Raw genomic sequence first — 17,444 nt, forward strand, 5'->3', positions numbered from 1 at the left:
GAAGTCTCGAAACGGGGTCAGAAGCCGTGGGCCACGGCTTCGGCGATGCGCTCGGCCACCGCGCTGATGGTCATCACCGGGTGGAACCCGATGGCCGTGGGAATGACAGAGCCGTCCGCCACGTGGAGGCCCGGATGGTTGAAGACCTCGCCCTCGGTGGAGACGACGCCGCGCTCGGGTGAGTTCGCCAGGTGCGCCCCGCCCAGCGAGTGCACCGTGAAGGGCCGCTTGAACAACTGCCACGTCACCAGCGGCGCGTACGTGCCGCCGTACTGGGACGCCACCTCCTGCATCGCCGCGGACATGCGCTTCACCAACTCGGCGTTCTCCCCGGCGTAGTTCCACTCCACGTCCAGCCGGCCGCCCTTCAGCCCCATGCGCCCGTTGGCGTTGTCCTGGCCGATGCCGAAGAGGTTGCACGTGCGCGCCGGGTCCACGCGGTTGCTCATCGGCTTGCTGAGCAGTCCCTTCGCGAAGGCCTTGTGGACGAGCGGTCCCAGGAACGTCCACAGCGGATAGCCGATGCCCTGGAACGGCCCCAGCCGCGGCTGCCCCATGCCCGCCAGCACCCGCGTCGCGGGCTGGTTGAAGGTCGCCGTCACCAGCGTGAAGCGCGGCGCCTCGTCCGTGAAGCGCATCACCGTGGCCACGTCCGGGCCCACCCACGGTTGGATGTCCTCGCGCGCGTTGTGCAGCGAGCCCAGGAAGTCTCCGTTGCCCGAGTACCCGTGCCCCAGCCGCTTGCTCACCCCGGGCAGGCTCTTCGCCCCGTCCCGGCTGCGCAGCAACAGCTCCACCGTTCCCAACGTGCCCGCCGCCAGCACCACGCGCGAGCCCTCCACCGTCCGCCGCTCCCCCGTCGCCAGATCCGTGCAGTGCACGCGGTAGCCACCGCCCGGCGCCGGCTCCACGTGCGAGACGAGCGTGCGCGGCCACACCGTGGCACCCAGCGCCTCCGCCCGCGCCAGGTACGTCTGGTCCATCGTGTTCTTCGCGCCGTGCTGGCAGCCGAACTCGCACTCCGCGCAGAGCTGGCACACCTTCCGCCCCGGGCCCGGAGGCTCCGCCCACGCCACAGCCTCTGGCGGGTCGAACGTCGGGCGGCCCATCCGTTCCGCCGCGCGCTTGAAGAGGTCGCGCTTGCGCAGGGACAGCGACGCCGGCACCGGGTCCAGGCGCAGCTCCCGGGCCACCTTGTCGAAGTACGGCTCCAGCGAGGCACGGCTGTAGCTCGTCGGCCAGCGCGGGTCCTCGAAGATGGCGGCGTCCGGCCGCACGTGGACGTTGGCGTAGATGAGCGAGCCTCCGCCCACCGCGCTCGCCGTCACCGTGCCGATGCCGGACAGGAAGCGCACGTCGTACAACCCCTGTGCCTCCTCACGCGACGGGTGGCGCCAGAGCAACTCGTCCGCGCGAGTCACGTCGCGGGGAAACTCACCGGGCCGGTACCTCCGGCCGCGCTCGAGCACCGCCACGGACTTCCCCGCCTGCGCCAACCGCAGGGCGCTGATGGAGCCCCCGAAGCCCGAGCCCACCACCACCGCGTCGTACCGCGTCGCCATCGCCAAGGTGCGCCTCTCCTATTCCAGCTTCGTGCGGGCGAAGACGTCCCAGAGGTGGCCCATGAACATCTTCCCGAAGCGCCGCAGCGCGTCCGCCTTCGCCACGGGCGACTCCGTGCCCAGCACCGCGAACGTCGTGAGCTGCTGCAGGAAGTCCGGCAGGTGCAGGCGGATGATGCCGCTGGACACCACGGGCGAGCTGCGCTCCGTGCCCCGGCGGATGACGGTGAAGAGCGTGGAGGTGTCGTTCCACATGTCGAAGCCGTCGTCGTCCCGCACTTCCTTGTACCCGTCGAGGACGTACTGCTGGCCGTCCTTGCCGGTGAAGGGCAGCAGGTAGAGCATCCGCCGCTCGCTGAAGCTGTCGGTGTCCACGAAGAGGTTGAAGACGCCATTCACGATGTCCGCGCCCTCGGGCGGCGTGAGGCCGTGGACGTGCACGGTGCCCTGGGCGATGCCGCCATGGGCCTTCTCCGCGAGGAAGCGGTCCAGGCTCGGCAGGGTGATGGTGACGACGAACTCCGCCAGCTGCCCCGCCCGCTTCCCGGCCTTCTCCGCGCCCGTGAAGTCGTCCGCCGGCACGTGCCCCGGTGCGTGGAAGCCGCGCATCCGCTCCGTGAAGCGCAGGCCCACCACCGGCGTGGGCGAAGGCACCGTGCCACCCTCGGGAATCACCACCGTCCTCATCGGGTCCTCTCTTGGCACCACGCGTGCCGGTTGCGGTTCCTGCGAGAAGCGCAGGCCCGCGCGGAAGGGCTGCGGCTCCAGGGGGGCGCGCTCCGGGGCCACCCAGCCGGGGTTGCCCAGGGCCTCGCGGATGGCGCGCTCCACGTTGCGCTCGGCCACTGCGGCGATGGTGGACGAAGGGTTGACGCCCGTGCTGGACGGCAGCGCGGCACCGTCGAGGACGTACAGGCCGGGGTAGTGGTGCACCTGGCCGTCGGAGCCGAGCACGCCGTACGCGGGCTCATCGGCCATGGTGCAGCCGCCCAGGTTGTGCACCGAGACGGGGATGTGCAGCCGCTCCCACAGCGGGTTGTAGACGGCGCGCGCGCCCAGCGCCCGGGCGATGTCCTGGCAGAGCTGCTCCTGCGTCCGGTACAGCGGCAGGTTGGAGGGCACGTCCCAGCGCGCCTCCAGCTCTCCCGTGAGCGGGCGCAGCGCCAGCCGGCCATTGGCCCTGTCACGCCCCATGGCCAGGAACACGGCCTGGAAGCGCCCGCGCTCGCCCTCCATGGACGCCGCCGCCCGCGAGCGCTTGCGCAGCACCTTCACCAGCTCCTTCTGGAGCAGGTCCACCGGCACCTTCAGGTCATGGCACGAGTCCATCGCCTGGAGGATTCCGGCCACCTGTCCCGGGTGCCCGCCCTCCTGGAAGAGGAACCACGTCTTGTCCTTCCCCTTCCCCTGGTCCACCACCATGCTCGTCGTAATCGTGGGCCCCTCCGCCGGGTCCCACAGCTCACGCGTCTCCAGCGCGAAGGCGAGGAAGTCCCCGTTGGCCGAGTAGCGGCAGCCCAGCTTCTCGTTCAGGTCGGGCAGCGTCCCCCACTCGTCCCGGCAGCGCAGCAACAGCTCCGTGGTGTTCACCGCGCCCGCGCACAGGAAGACGCGGCGCGCGTCGACGGTGCGCACGACAGCGCCCGCGCCATGGTCGACGAAGGTGACGCGGTAGCCCTCGGGCGACAGCGGTTCGATTCGCGTGGCCTCGGCCTGGGTGGAGACCTCGGCGCCGCGCTGCTCGGCGACGGCCAGGTAGTTGAGGTCCAGCGTGTTCTTCGCGCGGACGTTGCAGCCGATGTCGCACTCGCCGCAGTAGTTGCAGCCCTCCTGGTGCACGCCAAACTTGTTGGGCAGGGGCTCGCCCGCGGGCGCGAAGCGCACGGCGAGGTCCGGGTAGAAGAACTGCGCGTCCCGCCCGAGCTGGCGCGCCACGTCCTTCATCCGCTGCGTCTTGGTGGGCAGCCCCCGCGCGGACGCGGTGATGGGCTGCAAGTCGAGCATGTGCGCCACCAGGTCGAAGTACGGGTCCAACGACTCGCGGCTGTAGGCCTCGGGCCAGTCGGTCTCGAAGGTTTCCGCGGGCGGGCGCAGGTGGACGTTGGCGTAGATGAGCGAGCCACCCCCGTAGCCCGCCGCCTGGACGACGCTCATCCCCTGCATGAGCTTCACGTCGAACAGGCCCTGCCCGTGCTTCCACAGCCAGCCGTTGAGCGGGTTCTCCCAGTCGCGCGGGAAGCCCCCCTTCGGGTAGCGCAGCCCCCGCTCCAGCACGCGCACGGAGAGCCCCGCCTGGGCCAGCCGGCAAGCGGCCACGGCGCCCCCGAAGCCGGTGCCGATGACCAGCGCATCGTACTTCGGCGCCATGTATCCCCCCTCGTTGAAGACTAAACGCACGAGGTCCGGATTCTTGAAAGGACCCGGTAAACCCTCGAGCCCCTCCCCTCAACCCCCTGGAATCGCTACGGCCCGGCCCCGGTCCACATGGACCCGGGCCGGGTCGAGACATGTTTCATGTCTCAGCGGGACCTACTTCTCGAAGATGACGGCGTACTTGCCGCCGTACGCGCTGACGTGGCGGACGCGGTAGTTGAACAGGCCCGCGTAGAGGTCGCGGTAGCTGCGGAACTGCTCCGGGGTGAGGTCGACGAAGGGCACCAGCGTCTTCGGCGAGACGTGCCAGATGGCGAGGTAGCGCTCGCCCAGGCCCGGGTGCCAGTACTTCTGCACGCTGACCATCTTGAAGCCCGAGGCCTTCAGCGTGTCATCCGTGTCCCACAGGGAGGTCTCCGTCATGCCCTGGTACGCGTACTGCGCCGTCACCGCCGGCTGCTTCACCCACGTGCCGGTGAAGAAGAGCTGGCCCGCGTCCAGGTACGCGGAGGCGTCCGTGAGGAGGTAGCCCGCGCTGTAGTTGTCGTTGATCTGCGTGCCGAACCAGCTCGGCGTCATCTTGTGCCGGGCGATGAAGCCGGTGGTGATGGGCGCGTAGATGGCGGTGAAGCGGGCCTCGTCCGGCGCCGTCATGCCCACGACCTTGTCCGGGCGCCAGCCGAGCGGAATCCACGTGTCCGCGTCCGACTGGTGCTGCGCGAAGGTGCGGAAGGTGCGCGTGACGGGCGCGGACGGGTTGTACTGGAACGAGCCGCCCATCTTCCACGTCCAGCCGCTCGACTCGGTGGCGAGCGTGGAGGGGAACCAGCCGAAGGACGCGAAGTAGTTGAAGCCTTGCTGGAACTTCCCCGCGTCCAGTCCGGCGAAGTCCTGGAAGAAGGGCGCGTAGTGCGCGGCGTGCTGGTCGGCCTGTCCGCCCTGCCCCGTCGGGTACTCCGTCTGGTAGCAGGACGCGCTCAGCGCATAGAGGCCGTGCGGGTCGAAGAAGGTCCACAGGCTCTTCTTCACGCCGCCCACCCAGTGCTCCGCGGGGCGGGCGAACATGATGTGCAGGTGCGTGTTGGTGACGGAGCTGTTCATCCCGTGCGCGCCGGTGAGCCCGGCCATGCCGATCTGCTGCCCCGCCTTCACCGTCTGGCCCTCGCTGACCATGATGGTCTGCGACGGCGTGCCCCAGCGCGACTCGATGGCGGTGAGCTGCGCGGACGTCACCCCGTTGGCCAGGGCTACCCCGTCCGCGTTCGCCTGGTTCTGGTAGTTCTTCCACGCGGCGTCCGCGGACGCGAACGAGCCGGCGCCGTTGCCGTTCTCGTAATAGGTCTTCGTGAGGCGGGCGCGGGCGATGTCCTCGTCCCGGCCGTCGCGCAGGTGGTGGTAGACGGTGCGGAACTTCGAGCCGTCCTTCGCGGTGTGCTCGACGATGACCACGTTGCCCGGGCTGGGCATGTAGCCCACCCACAGCACCACGCCGTCCGCCACCGCGTCCACGCGGAAGCTGGCGCCGCCGTTGGCGTAGTCCAGCGCGTTGTGGCGCGAGTTGGCGCCGTACATCCAGCCAGTCACGACGCCCACCGCGCTGTCGCGGAACGGCTTGTAGACGGGCATGCGCGCCACCGTCGCGTCGAGCCACGCGGCGCGGTTCACCATGCTGGCGGAGCTGATCTGGTAGTAGCCGTCCGCGTGCGAGGCGGCGACGTTCCCTGCCCCGTCGATGCGGTGGTACCAGTTGCTGGACGTCAGCGCGGGGGCGGTCTGCGCCGCGGTGTCGATGTCGCAGGTCGCGTGGACGAGCGACGGCGCAAGGATGCTCAGGGCCATCAGGCCGCTGGCGGCCGAGGCGAGGAAGTGGTTCTTCATGGGGATTTCCGAGGAAGGTGTGGTGGAGCTACGGCAATTGAACGAGAGCCGCCGCGGATATTCCCGGGCCTCTCGAAACCGCCGGGCACGCCGCCTGCACTGACGCACCCCCGGGCCCGGTACCGATGGCCGGTGGCGGGCTCCACGGGCAGCGCCATTCGCAAAGCCAGGGTGTCTCACGACAGCGAGACATCCCGACGAAGCGGTGGCCTGTCAGAACGTCACAAGGGGTGCGGAACCGTCATGAACCAGAACAAGTCGAAGCAGCAGCGCCGTCGGAATCGCGGAATGACGCTCATCGAAATCATGGTGGTCATCACCATCCTCGGCCTCATCGCCGCGGCGGTGGGTGTCGCCGTGATTCCCCAACTGGAGCTGGCCCGGAGGGATCGCGCCGAGCTGGACATCAAGAGCCTCCAGGGCGCGATGAAGCTCTTCTACACGCAGAAGGGGAAGTACCCGGACACCGCCTCCGGCCTGAGTGCGCTGGTGGAGTCGCGGGCGCTGGACTCGATGCCCAAGGACCCGTGGAACAACGACTACGTGTACATCAACGAAGGCGGCAAGCCGGTCATCATCTCCTACGGTGCGGACGGCACCGCGGGCGGTGAGGGCAACGACGCGGACATCTCCTCCGTGGACGAGCGCAAGGGCCGCTCGTAACGCCACCCTGCCCCGCCGCCGGGCTCCGGTGCCGGGAAGCGGACGGGACGGGCAGCCCTCCGTCGGATGGAGCGCGGCTCCCTGGCTCGTAACCTCACGCGTTCTCCGGGAGCCGTCCTCCCGGTGCGCCGAGGAGCCACGCCATGCCGCGATTCCTGGACCGCCGCACCGTCCTGAAGTGCCTGGCCGCCGTGGCCGCGAGCACGGCCTTCGGGTGCTCCGACGATGACGACGACGACCTCCCCATCATCGAGGACCGCACCTTCTACCCGCAGTCCGTCGCGTCCGGAGATCCGCGCCCCACCAGCGTGGTGCTCTGGACGCGCGGCGTGGACCCCGGCAACGCCGGCGCGGACGTGACGCTCACCCTCCAGGTCGCCACGGATGACGGCTTCACCCAGCGCGTCCTGGAATTGACGGGCGTCTCCGTCACGTCTGCGCATGACCACGCCGTCAAGGTGAAGGTGACGGGCCTGGCGCCGCGCACGACGTACTTCTACCGGTTCCTCCAGGAGAAGAACGGCCGGCGCGTCGCCTCGCCCGTGGGCCGCACCCGCACCGCCCCGGAGGCCGGCACGGACACGCCGGTGCGCTTCGTGGTGGCCAACTGCCAGAACTACAACGGCCGTTACTACAACACCTGGCAGCGACTGGTGCAGCTCGACGAGGACCTGGACTTCGTCGTGTTCCTCGGGGACTACGTCTACGAGACGACGCTGGAGGCGGCCCTGCCCGGGAGCACGCGCCAGGTGCGCTTCACCGAGCCGGACGGTGCGCTGCGGCTGGCCAGCTCCGCGGGCACGGTGCTCGCGGCCGCGTCGCTGTCCAACTACCGCGACCTGTACCGGACGTACCGCTCGGACCCCTTCCTCCAGCAGGTGCACGAGCGCTACCCCTTCATCGTCACCTGGGATGACCACGAGTTCTCCGACGACTCGTGGGACGCGCACGCCAACTACACCGATGGGCGCCAGGACGAGAGCCAGCCGGAGCGCCGCCGCAACGCGGAGCTGGCCTTCTTCGAGTACCTGCCGCTGGACCCCGACGATGCGCCCGAGGGCGCGGTGGATGTGGACGCGACACAGCGCTACCCGGACTCGCACATCTGGCGCAGCTTCGACTTCGGGACGGCGCTGCGCCTCATCGTCACCGACTACCGCAGCCGGCACCCGGACCACCTCGTCCCCGAGGACGCCTGGCCCGCCACCGTGGCGGTGGACGCGACGACGCTGACGGCCCTGGGCGTGGCGGGGGCCTTCACGGCGGATACGTTCGCGTACGTGGACCTCAGCGCGCCGGAGTACGCGGAGGCGCAGGGCATCCTCCGGCTGGCCTACACGCAGCTCGCGGTGGCGGCGGGGCTGACGCAGCAGGATGCGGAGGCGCGCGCGGCGGCCGTGGTGCAGGGGAACGCGGCGCTGGCGTACGTCAACCCGGTGCTCGCCCAGGCGGGCCGTGCGCCCATCTCCCCCACGGGCAAGCCCCGGGGCCTCGGCTTCGTCCACCTGGGGAAGACGGAGCTCTTCTCGCGGCTGGGCTCGCGGTACGTGGTGGTGAAGGACACCTACGACGTGTACGCGGCGGCGCGCGACATCGCCACCGGCGGCGAGGCGCAGAACGCCCTCGGCGCCGAGCAGTCCGCCTTCGTGCTGGACGCGGCGAACGGCTCGCAGGCGTGGAAGGTGCTGGTCAGCTCCGTGTCGCCCACCTCCATGGTGTGGGACTTGAGCAACAAGCCGGACGTGGAGCCCGCGACGGTGCGCAATCGCTACTACTTCGACGTGGACCAGTGGGACGGCTACCCGCAGGAGCGGGCCCGGCTGCTGGGGGAGCTGCGCGGGCGCACCTCGGACCGCACCGTGGTCGTGTCCGGGGACATCCACGCGGCCTTCGCCTCCGTGGACGTGGGCGTGCCCGCCCTCACCGCGCCGGCAATCTCCTCCGCGTCGGTGAAGGAGGAGGCGGGCGAGCAGGTGGCGGCCGCGGGCTTCCCACCTGGCTCAGCGGTGTACCGGTACGTCGTCACCGAGCAGGATGCCACCCTGCGTGAGGGCAACCCGAACATCGCCTTCGTGGACACGGACTCCCACGGCTTCACCGTGGTGGAGGTGCATGCCGACGAGGTGCGGGCCGCCTACCACCTCATCCCCAGCTCCGAGGCGGGGACTTCGTACGCTGACCAGCCGGAGGCCCTGGCCGCGCGCTTCACCCGGCGGGACTTCACCGTGCGCGGAGGCGCCATCGCGGTGGGCTGAATCACCGGGTCGTGGAGATCTCTCCCGGCTCCGTGCGGGAGAACTCCTGGCTGTAGCTCCAGTTGTCGGCGTCCCACTCGCAGTCCTCGGGGCGTAGCAGCTTCAGCTGACCATTCCGCTGGAAGATGCACCACGACTCCTCTCCGACGAGGAGGAAGGACCCGCCCGTCCCCTCCGAGGTCCAGTACCCCTCGACACCGCCGTAGGCGAAGCCGCCCTCCGCGTTCAGCACGAGGGTGCCCCGCCTGGACTCCCACGTGCCGATGATCTCCCCCAGCCCGAACGGGGGGTAGTAGTCGTAGATGGGCGGCGTGTAGTGGCGCCCCTCCCACCAGCCCGCCAGGAGCAGCACCGCCTGGAGGCCCATGACGACGAACAGCGGGACAAGTCTGCGCACCTGGCCCTTCGTCCCGCGACCGAATGTCACGAGCGCGGTGAGGACCATCACCGGAATCCACAGGAAGGCGTAGCAGAGCACCGGAACTCCTTGCCGCTCCCGGAGCAGGAGCGCGGGCGGCGGGACTGCAACGCCCACGCCAGCCCGTCAGACGCGGTAGGTGCTCGCCACGACGTCCATGCGCTGAGCCACGTCGCGCAGCAACTCGGTGGCACGCTGGGTGCTCTTCAGGCCCTGCATCGTCTCATCCATCATCCGGGAGAGGTCCGTCACCGCGGTGAAGATCTGCGCGACGCCCGCGTTCTGCTGCGTGACGGCGGCGGCGATCTGCTGGGCGGCGTTGGCGTTGTCCTGGATGATGCTCGACAGCTCGCGCAGGCTGTCGCCGCTGGCGCGCACCTGGGACAGGCCCGACTCGGTGCGCCGCTGCCCTTCCTCGGACAGGCTCACCGTCGTCTGGATGCCCCGGCGGATGTCCTCGAGAATCTCCCGGACGCGGCCGGTGGAGTCGATGGACTGGTCCGCCAGGCTGCGAATCTCGCGCGCCACCACGCCAAAGCCCTTGCCGTGCTCGCCCGAGCGCACGGCCTCGATCGCCGCGTTGAGCGCCAGCATGTTGGACTGGTCCGCCAGGTCCTTCACCGTCTGGGTGATGCCGTCGATCTGCTGCGTGCGGTCGGAGAGCTCGGAGATGCTCCCGGCCACGCGGCCCACCTGCTCGCGGAGCTGCTCGAAGCCCTGGAGGCTGGCGCCGACGGTGGCCTCGCCCGCCTGACCCACCTCGCGGGCGCGCGCGCTGGCGCCGAGCACCGCCTGCGAGCGGTCCGCCGCCATCATCGACGTCTGCTTGATTTCCTGCGCCGTCACCTGCGTCTCCTGGAGCGCGGCGGCCTGCCGCGTCAGGTTGCGCTCCTGCTGGGAGGCGGCGCTGGTGAGCTCGGACACCGTCTCGCCCAGCACGCGGGTGCCCTGCTGGAGGCTGGCGGTGGACTCGCGCAGGTGGCTCATCATCTGTGAGAAGGCATCCGCCAATTCGCCCACCTCGTCACGGCGCGTGGGCACGTGCACCTTCTGCGTCAGGTCTCCATCCCGGACGATGCGGCCCACCACCTCGCTCAGCGTGGCGATGGGACGCGTCATGCCGCGCGCCAGCAGCCATGCGGCCACGCCTGCAAGGAGCAGCGCCCCCACCATGAAGGTCAGCGCCACCGTCGCGGCGCGCTGGAGCGGCGCGTAGGCCTCGTCCGGGTCCACCGTGGCCACGAAGCGCCAGCCGTCACCCACGTCCTTCACCGTCTCCTCGTCGATGGCCTCCTCGTGGACGACATCCGCGGGGCGCGACACGCCCGCCTCGAGCGAGTCGTACAGCGTCGTCCCGCTGGCGGAGAGCACCTCCAGCGCGAAGCTCTCCTGGCCCCGGGCCCGCGAGCGCTCCAGGGCGGAGGACACCACTGTGCCCATCTGGTCCCAGTCGAAGGCGGCCAGCAGCACGCCGATGTGCGCCCCGCTGATGGGGCTGAGCACCGGCACAGCGAGCGGCAGCACCCGGCGGTGGAAGACGGGGTCCACCTCCGTGAGCGCGCGGGTGTCCAGCCGGCCCTCGCGCGCCGCGCGGAACCAGTCCGACGCGAGCACGTCCTGCGTGCGGCCGGCGAAGGCCTCGCGCAGCGCGGGCTCACTGGCGGAGACGGCACGGCCATCCTCGGTGAAGAGCACCAGGCCGGAGAAGGACGGGTGACGCTTCTGGAGCGCTGCGAGCACCGCGTCGCTCTTCTCGAAGGTGTCGAACAGCAGCGCGCCGCGGAGGATGGCGTCCTCCGACCAGCTCCGCGCGTTGGCCTCGCGCTCGGCGAGCGCCGCTTCCACGAGGTCTCTGAGCCCCTCGGCCTCCACCTTCAGCATGGAGTGGATCTGGTGCTGGAGGTTCTCCGTCGTGGAGAAGCGCAGGAAGAGGTTGACGGGCAGCAGGGCGCAGAGAATCAGCAGGGACACCGCCAGCGTGAGGCGGGTGCGCAGCTTCATTCCGTCCAGGAATCGCATGGGGGAGCGCAGGAGCAAGGTTCAGAGGTCCAGGAGGGAGAGGCCGACGGTGAGGGCGCCGATGGTCCGCGCGCCGTCGCGCACCGGGAGCGAGACCTGGATGACGTAGGCCTGGGAGGATTCGTCGAAGAAGGGCTTCTCGCGCAGCGGCTGGCCCTTCGCGAAGGGCACCTGGAACTTGGCCTCGTCCCCCTGCCAGTAGTCGGACGTGCGGCGCGTGGAGCCCACCAGCGCGCCCTGCTCGTCCATGGCGAAGGCCTCGGCCACGATGAGGCCCAGCCGCTCGCGGTACCGGTTCAGGACGCGGGAGCACGCGGTGTCCAGCACCCGCTGCTTGAAGGGGGTGGGCATGGGGCTGGCGCGCCACGTCTCGTCCTGCTCGCGGATGGTGGCCAGCGGGACCTGCCGCGCATTCTGGGCCCGCACGGCCTGGACGAGCTCGGGGTCCGCGGCCATCCGCCGCAGCGCCGGCATCACCCCATCCACCTTCTGGAGCTGCGCCGCCCCGTCCGCGGGGACCTGCGCCAGCATCAACACCGCCAGGCTGCTCAACCAGGACATCCGTACTCCGCGCTTCCCCGGGCGCCAGCGCGACCGGGGCGGGGCCCCACCACGTCCCCACCTGAATGATACGGATTGTTGCACGGCCGACCTTCGGGGTTCGAAGGCGGGAGGGCGGCCTTGCCCTCCCCCACCTGTTCTGGATGGGCGCGGGTGGTGAATGATGGGCGCATGACTGCCACCTCTGTCCCGGTCGACCTCCAGCGGGCCGCCCGCCTGGCCATCCTCGTCGCCGCGCTGGGCTACTTCGTCGACATCTACGACATGGTCATCTTCAGCGTGGTCCGCGCACAGAGCCTGGAGGCCATCGGCGTGCCGGCGGCCGAGCGGATGAGCGCGGGCGTCCGCCTGCTCAACATGCAGATGCTGGGCATGCTGGCTGGCGGCATCCTCTGGGGCGTGCTGGGCGACAAGCGCGGGCGGCTGTCCGTGCTGTTCGGCTCCATCTTCCTCTACTCGACCGCCAACTTCGCCAACGGCTTCGTGCAGACGATGGAGCAATACGCGCTGCTGCGCGTGCTGGCGGGCATCGGCCTGGCCGGCGAGCTGGGGGCCGGCATCACCCTGGTCAGCGAGCTCATGTCCAAGGAGCACCGTGGCTACGGCACGACGCTGGTGGCCACCAACGGGGTGATGGGGGCCATTGCCGCCGCCCTGGTGGGCAGCCGGCTGGACTGGCGCTCGGCGTACATGGTTGGCGGTGGCCTGGGCTTCGCGCTGCTGTGCCTGCGAATGACCGTGCACGAGCCCCGCCTGTTCACCGCGCTGAAGGACCAGGCGGTGCAGCGGGGCAACTTCCTTCGGCTGCTGAAGCCGGGCCCGTCCGCGCGGCGCTACCTGTCGGTGGTGCTGGTGGGCGTGCCCATCTGGTTCGTGATTGGCGTGCTCATCACCTTCGCGCCCGAGTTCGGCAAGGCGCTGGGGATGAAGGAAATCCCTCTGGCGGCGCACGCGGTGCTGATTGGCAACGTGGGCACGGTGCTGGGGGACCTGGCCAGTGGCCTGTTCAGCCAGTTCACCCGGAGCCGCAAGCGCAGCGTGGCGCTGTTCCTGGTGCTGGGCGCCCTCGCCACCGTGGCGCTCTTCACGGTGGGGAGCACGTCGCTGTGGGCCTTCTACGCGTGCTGCGGGGCGCTGGGGTTCTCCGCCGGGTACATGGCGGTGCTGGTCACCATCGCCGCGGAGCAGTTCGGCACCAACCTGCGCGCCACGGCGGCCACCACGGTGCCCAACTTCATCCGGGGCTCCACGGTGCTGCTCACCTCGGGCCTGCAGCTCGCCACGCCGTCGCTCGGGCTGAAGGGCGCGGCATTGGTGGTGGGCGGCGCCGCGCTGGTGGCCGCCTTCGCGGCCCTGCGCGGCATCGACGAGACGTTCGGCCGGGATTTGGACTTCTTGGAGGAGTGAGCCTTCAGCGACCAGGCTCTGACGTACATTCTCGCCGCACTCATGTGAGTGAGGCCAGCAGGCTCCGCGCTGACTGCACCTCCATGAGTCCGTCCCCCTCCGGGATTCCGTCGCAGCCCTCGGCCAGCAGCGAGCGCGCGGCTTCCGTCTCACCGGTGTCCAACAGGAACGGGGTCAGGGCCACGGCTGCGCGCAGCACTTGGAGTTTGGCACCCAGCTCACGCGCTGTCTCCAGTGACTGCTGGAAGGAAGCACGTGCCGAAGCCTCCTCCCCTTTCCGCCGCAGCAACTCCCCGCGCACCCAGTGCAGGCCCGGGAGGTGATGGCGGGTCAGGAGTCTCTTCGAGTCTTCCAGCCCCTCGTTCGCGGCGGCCAGGCCCTCATCGAACTGCCCACTCAAGAGGTGCACCGCGGCGAGCCGAATCTGGTTGCAAGCGTACTGGAGCCGGGCGCCCATACTCCGCAACATGGCGAGGCCCTCGCGGAGCTCCTCGTGTCCGGCGCGCGTGTCTCCCAAACATGCGGTGATGCAGCCATGAAGACAGAGGCTGTTCGCCATTACGAATGGGAAGCGGTTCCCAGCGCAGATGGCGAGTGCTCTTCCCAACATGCCTGATGCCGCCTGCACGTCCCGTGCCTCAAATGCGATAACTCCGCCGAACAGGAGCGTCATCGCGACGAAAACGGGGTGGCACATCGACTCGGCGAGCGCGAATCCCTCGTCGCAGCTCGCGCGCGCCTGCTCGGCGTACCCCATCGTCATCTGGCAAAGCGCCGCGACTCCAGATCCGGTGAGCATCGCCAGTTGCACGTCGAGGTTCGGGCCACGGGAATCCAGGAGCAGCGCCTCGGCGCCTGGCTCACGCAGCACTGTCCTTACCTTCTGGCTGTGCCGAAGGCTGCCGACATAATTGCCCTGCCAGAAAGACCATTGCGCCAGCTCACTGTGGAGCACCACCCGAGTCTCCAGATCGTCGTGGGTGGCGAGCCGATGATGGAAGACCTCGACGAACTGGTCCGTGCCCTCGCGGTCGCCGCCCATGAACGCGATGTTCCAGAGCCCCCAGAGCAGGCGCAGGGGCAGGTCGTCGACGGGGGCGCACAGTGCACGGGCGCGAGCATGGAGGGCCTTCACTTCCGAGGCGGCGTAGCCCTTCGCGACCAAGAGCACCATGCCCAGCTCTCCGCACACGGCGAGTTCGCGCTGGTCCCTCTCGCGTGAGGACGGCAGCAGCGCGACCTGCTCGAGTGCCCGCGAGAAGTGGCTGACGGCCTCGGAAAGGGCGGGCCGCATCATGGCAAGCTGGCCCGCGCTTCGCCAATGCTCCATGGCCTGCTCCGCCAGCCCCGCCAACGTCGCGTGCTGCGCCAGCAGCTCTGGCTGCTCCTCCACCACCACGGGAAAGTGAGAAGCCAGCACCTGCGCGACGCGTGCGTGATGGCGCTGTCGCACGCCGCGCGGCAGGGACTGGTAGGCCGCCTCCTGCACGAGCGCATGCCTGAAGGCATACGTGGCGTGGGGCGGCTCCCCCCGTCGGAAGAGGAGCCTGGCGCCTTCCAGTCCCTCCAGCTCCAGGAGCAGCTCATCCTCCCTGAGGAAGGAGACGGCGCGCAGCAGGTCGTAGTCGAACTCCCGTCCCAGGGTGGCCGCGAGCTGTGCCTGGGCTCGCTGGCGGGGTGGGAGCTGGTCGAGCCGGGCCTGGAGCAGCGCGTGGAGGGTTGCCGGCAGTAGCAGAGGGCCTCCCGCTGAGTCCGGTCCGGGCGCTCCTTCCCGCAGTACCTCCCGGGTCAACTCCTCCATGAAGAGGGGGACCCCGTCCGTGCCCTTCACCAACTGCTCGACGGTTCCCGGTTCCAGGGCGCCGTTTCCGGCCACCCGCTGGACCAGCAGCGCGGAGTCCTCGGGCGTCAGCGGCTCCACCTCCAGTTCCTGGAAGCGCGGGTGGTCCTTCCAGGTGTGCTGGAAGCCCGGGCGGCTGGTGAGCAGCACGCACAGTCGCGTGTCCTCCAGGTGGTCGAGCAGCGCTTCCAGGAATCGCAGGGTGGAGGCATCGGCCCAGTGCACGTCCTCCACGACCAGCATCAGCGGCTGTCGCGAGGCCTCGCGCTGGAGGTAGGCGACCAACGCTCTCAGCATCTCCGCCTGCTGGCGCTCCGCTGAGAGTTGAAGGAGCGGGGAGCCCTTGTCGACCGACCTCAGGATGAGCGACACCAGGGGGGCCCGGTGCTCCATGGGCATTCCGAGCACCTCCATTCGCTGCACCAGCTTCCGCGCCTTCCGTGCGGCGTCATCATCGGGGGTGAAGCCCAGCTCGCGATGCAGCCAGGTCAGGAGCGGATGAAAGGCGCTGGCCGTGTTCTGGAGCCAGCACTGGCACCAGGCCCAGGTGCTGGCGCCTTCAGGCTCCCGGTCGTGCAGTTCCTGGACGAGGCGGGACTTGCCGATGCCGGCCTCACCTCGGAGGAGCACGAGCGCGCCCCTGCCGCCCAGCGCCTCGCTGCGCGCGGTGGTGAGGCGCTCCAGCTCCCGCCCCCGACCCGTCAGCGGTGTCAGCGTGCCCAGCGTGAGTGTCCGGGCGAAACGACTCATGCCGGGACTCGCCTGGAGCGCCCGGTGCACCTCCACCGACGACGTCCCCGAGAGGCCCTGGAAGGCCCGTTCGCCGAGAGACTGGACCTGGATGCCGCCGCGCACGAGCGTGTACGTGCCTCCGCTCAGCAGTACCGTGCCCGGCTCGGCCTGGGTCGCCAGCCAGGTCGCGACCGCCGGCGCTTCGCCCTGGAGGGCCGGTGCGATACCGGGCTGCGTGGGCAAGGCCTCGGCCAGGACCACCTGGTCCGTGTGGACACCCACCCTCACCGCGAAGCCACCGTGGCCCGGAGCCTTTCCGGAGAGGGTGCGCGCCAGGTGCAGTGCCGCCTGGACCGCGCGGTCCGCGTCGTCCTCGCGTGTCACCGGGTGGCCGAAGCAGGCCAGGACCTCCGCGCCTACCGCGGTGTTGATGGCGCCCCCGTGCTGATGGAGGATGCTCGCGCAGTCCTGGTGGAAGATGGCCACCAGCTCGCTGCTATCTTCCGGGTCCAGCCGCGCTCCGGTCTTCCGGGTGGGCACCATCTGGCAGGACACCAGCGACACCCAACGCCGTCCCACTCCCGAGACTCGCGTGCCCCGGGGCACGTCGGGTACCAGCAGCTCCCTCACCGCGCGCAGCCGCTCGGCCAGCTCGGTGCCGCAGGAGGGGCGCTGGCGCGGGTCCTTGGACAGGACGGACTCCAGCAGTCGCTCCAGCGCGTCGGGGATTTCGGGGCAGCGCTCACGCGACGGGAGCAGCGGCTCCGAGGACAGGAGCCGGCCTCGCAGCTCCGGGCCACGAAGTCCGGCGAGGGGATGCTCGCCGGTGAGCAGCTCGAAGAGGAGGACGCCAGCGGCCCAGATGTCCGTGCGTGCATCTGGAGCCTCTCCCCGCCACTGCTCCGGAGCCATGTACGCGGGTGTGCCGCCCATGGGGATGGCACCCGCCGACGCTGGCGCCACCGTCCACGCGAGGCCGAAGTCGAGCAGCTTCGCCCTTCCTTCACGCAGCACGAAGACGTTGCCCGGCTTGAGGTCGCGGTGGATGAGGTGCCGTTCGTGCGCGTGCGCAAGCCCCGCGGCGACGTCGGCCATCAGGTCCAGCGTACGCCGGAGGTCGATCCGCTCCCTCCGCAGCAGGGACTGCAAGGACTCGCCCTCCAGGTATTCCATGACGAGGAAGGGCATCCTCTGCGGCGCCCCGTCGCGTTCCTGGGGGAATCCGGGGTTCCACTCGGACACGTCGTGGATGCGGAGGATGTTCTCGTGGTCCAACCGGGCAACAGCGCGCGCCTCCTCGCGCAGGCGAGCAAGCAGCTCGGGGTCGGCCTGTCCCCCGCGCGGCGTGAGGAACTTCAGTGCCACCGTGCGCAGGAGCTCAAGGTCCAGGGCGCTGAAGACGTGGCCCATGCCTCCTCGGCCGAGCAACCGGGTGACCTCGTACCGGCACCCGTCCTGGCCCCCCAGCCGCTCTCCGGGGACAGGCAGGGAGAGACGTGGACCCCTCCGAGCGACCTCTCGCAGGAGGCTGTCATCGAACTCCGAGCTGTCATGCGGAGTCTCCACGCCTGTCCGCCGGGTGGTTGTGTCCATCCCATCCCCTCTTCGCGCGCCTCCCACAGCCGCACCCATCCATGGATGGATGGAGTCGCCAGGAGGTCGGTTGTGACGCGGCGGATGTCTCAGGGATTCGTCACGCGACGTCACGTAGAGAGGCGACAAATCGGCCGGCCAGC

At 70.0% G+C, this 17,444-nt stretch carries 10 protein-coding genes; 3 read left to right on the forward strand and 7 right to left on the reverse strand.

Going from position 1 to position 17,444, the window contains the following annotated elements; translation table 11 throughout:
• Nucleotides 1-17: 17 nt before the first annotated feature.
• The 3 genes from G4D86_RS25375 to G4D86_RS25385 all read right to left on the reverse strand — a co-directional run bounded on the left by G4D86_RS25375 (nucleotide 18) and on the right by G4D86_RS25385 (nucleotide 5,813).
• Complete coding sequence (locus tag G4D86_RS25375) at nucleotides 18-1,562, reverse strand: GMC family oxidoreductase N-terminal domain-containing protein (RefSeq protein ID WP_240360464.1); 1,545 nt, start codon at nucleotides 1,560-1,562, stop codon at nucleotides 18-20.
• 18 nt (nucleotides 1,563-1,580) lie between these two features.
• Nucleotides 1,581-3,929 (reverse strand): GMC family oxidoreductase N-terminal domain-containing protein, encoded by a 2,349-nt coding sequence (locus tag G4D86_RS25380; protein WP_163996603.1) that lies wholly within the window; start codon nucleotides 3,927-3,929, stop codon nucleotides 1,581-1,583.
• A 162-nt stretch (nucleotides 3,930-4,091) separates the two neighbouring features.
• Nucleotides 4,092-5,813: a M23 family metallopeptidase gene (locus tag G4D86_RS25385; RefSeq protein WP_163996604.1), complete on the reverse strand. Its 1,722-nt coding sequence runs from the start codon at nucleotides 5,811-5,813 to the stop codon at nucleotides 4,092-4,094.
• Between the two features lie 243 nt (nucleotides 5,814-6,056).
• On the opposite strand from G4D86_RS25385, the gene G4D86_RS25390 reads away from it, so the two are divergent.
• Entirely contained in the window at nucleotides 6,057-6,476 is a 420-nt protein-coding gene (locus tag G4D86_RS25390) for a type II secretion system protein GspG (protein ID WP_163996605.1), read from the forward strand.
• A 143-nt stretch (nucleotides 6,477-6,619) separates the two neighbouring features.
• Nucleotides 6,620-8,731, forward strand: a complete 2,112-nt coding sequence (locus tag G4D86_RS25395; RefSeq protein ID WP_163996606.1) for an alkaline phosphatase D family protein — start codon at nucleotides 6,620-6,622, stop codon at nucleotides 8,729-8,731.
• A gap of 1 nt (nucleotide 8,732) precedes the next feature.
• Here G4D86_RS25395 and G4D86_RS25400 read toward each other — a convergent pair whose 3' ends face one another.
• From G4D86_RS25400 to G4D86_RS25410, 3 genes are all read right to left on the reverse strand, one after another.
• Complete coding sequence (locus tag G4D86_RS25400) at nucleotides 8,733-9,209, reverse strand: hypothetical protein (RefSeq protein ID WP_163996607.1); 477 nt, start codon at nucleotides 9,207-9,209, stop codon at nucleotides 8,733-8,735.
• 66 nt (nucleotides 9,210-9,275) lie between these two features.
• Nucleotides 9,276-11,168 carry a methyl-accepting chemotaxis protein gene (locus G4D86_RS25405; protein ID WP_163996608.1) on the reverse strand — a complete coding sequence of 631 codons (1,893 nt, stop codon included), beginning with the start codon at nucleotides 11,166-11,168 and terminating at the stop codon, nucleotides 9,276-9,278.
• Between the two features lie 21 nt (nucleotides 11,169-11,189).
• Nucleotides 11,190-11,729: a PDC sensor domain-containing protein gene (locus G4D86_RS25410; RefSeq protein ID WP_163996609.1), complete on the reverse strand. Its 540-nt coding sequence runs from the start codon at nucleotides 11,727-11,729 to the stop codon at nucleotides 11,190-11,192.
• 171 nt (nucleotides 11,730-11,900) lie between these two features.
• Here G4D86_RS25410 and G4D86_RS25415 point away from each other — a divergent pair, with 171 nt between their 5' ends.
• A complete protein-coding gene (locus G4D86_RS25415; protein WP_163996610.1) occupies nucleotides 11,901-13,136 on the forward strand; it encodes an MFS transporter in 1,236 nt (411 codons plus the stop codon).
• A gap of 40 nt (nucleotides 13,137-13,176) precedes the next feature.
• Here G4D86_RS25415 and G4D86_RS25420 read toward each other — a convergent pair whose 3' ends face one another.
• The gene (locus G4D86_RS25420; protein WP_163996611.1) at nucleotides 13,177-17,301 is read right to left on the reverse strand and encodes a protein kinase domain-containing protein; all 4,125 of its coding nucleotides are present in this window, start codon (nucleotides 17,299-17,301) and stop codon (nucleotides 13,177-13,179) included.
• Nucleotides 17,302-17,444: the final 143 nt, after the last annotated feature.

The organism is Pyxidicoccus caerfyrddinensis, from assembly GCF_010894405.1.
Lineage (GTDB): Bacteria > Myxococcota > Myxococcia > Myxococcales > Myxococcaceae > Myxococcus > Myxococcus caerfyrddinensis.

Excerpts from the sequence above, each read along its gene's own strand:
- G4D86_RS25420 (WP_163996611.1), bottom strand. The coding sequence starts at position 17,301 with ATGGACACAACCACCCGGCGGACAGGCGTGGAGACTCCGCATGACAGC.
- G4D86_RS25410 (WP_163996609.1), bottom strand. The coding sequence starts at position 11,729 with ATGTCCTGGTTGAGCAGCCTGGCGGTGTTGATGCTGGCGCAGGTCCCC.
- G4D86_RS25385 (WP_163996604.1), bottom strand. The coding sequence starts at position 5,813 with ATGAAGAACCACTTCCTCGCCTCGGCCGCCAGCGGCCTGATGGCCCTG.
- G4D86_RS25375 (WP_240360464.1), bottom strand. The coding sequence starts at position 1,562 with ATGGCGACGCGGTACGACGCGGTGGTGGTGGGCTCGGGCTTCGGGGGC.
- G4D86_RS25405 (WP_163996608.1), bottom strand. The coding sequence starts at position 11,168 with ATGCGATTCCTGGACGGAATGAAGCTGCGCACCCGCCTCACGCTGGCG.
- G4D86_RS25390 (WP_163996605.1), top strand. The coding sequence starts at position 6,057 with ATGAACCAGAACAAGTCGAAGCAGCAGCGCCGTCGGAATCGCGGAATG.
- G4D86_RS25415 (WP_163996610.1), top strand. The coding sequence starts at position 11,901 with ATGACTGCCACCTCTGTCCCGGTCGACCTCCAGCGGGCCGCCCGCCTG.
- G4D86_RS25395 (WP_163996606.1), top strand. The coding sequence starts at position 6,620 with ATGCCGCGATTCCTGGACCGCCGCACCGTCCTGAAGTGCCTGGCCGCC.
- G4D86_RS25380 (WP_163996603.1), bottom strand. The coding sequence starts at position 3,929 with ATGGCGCCGAAGTACGATGCGCTGGTCATCGGCACCGGCTTCGGGGGC.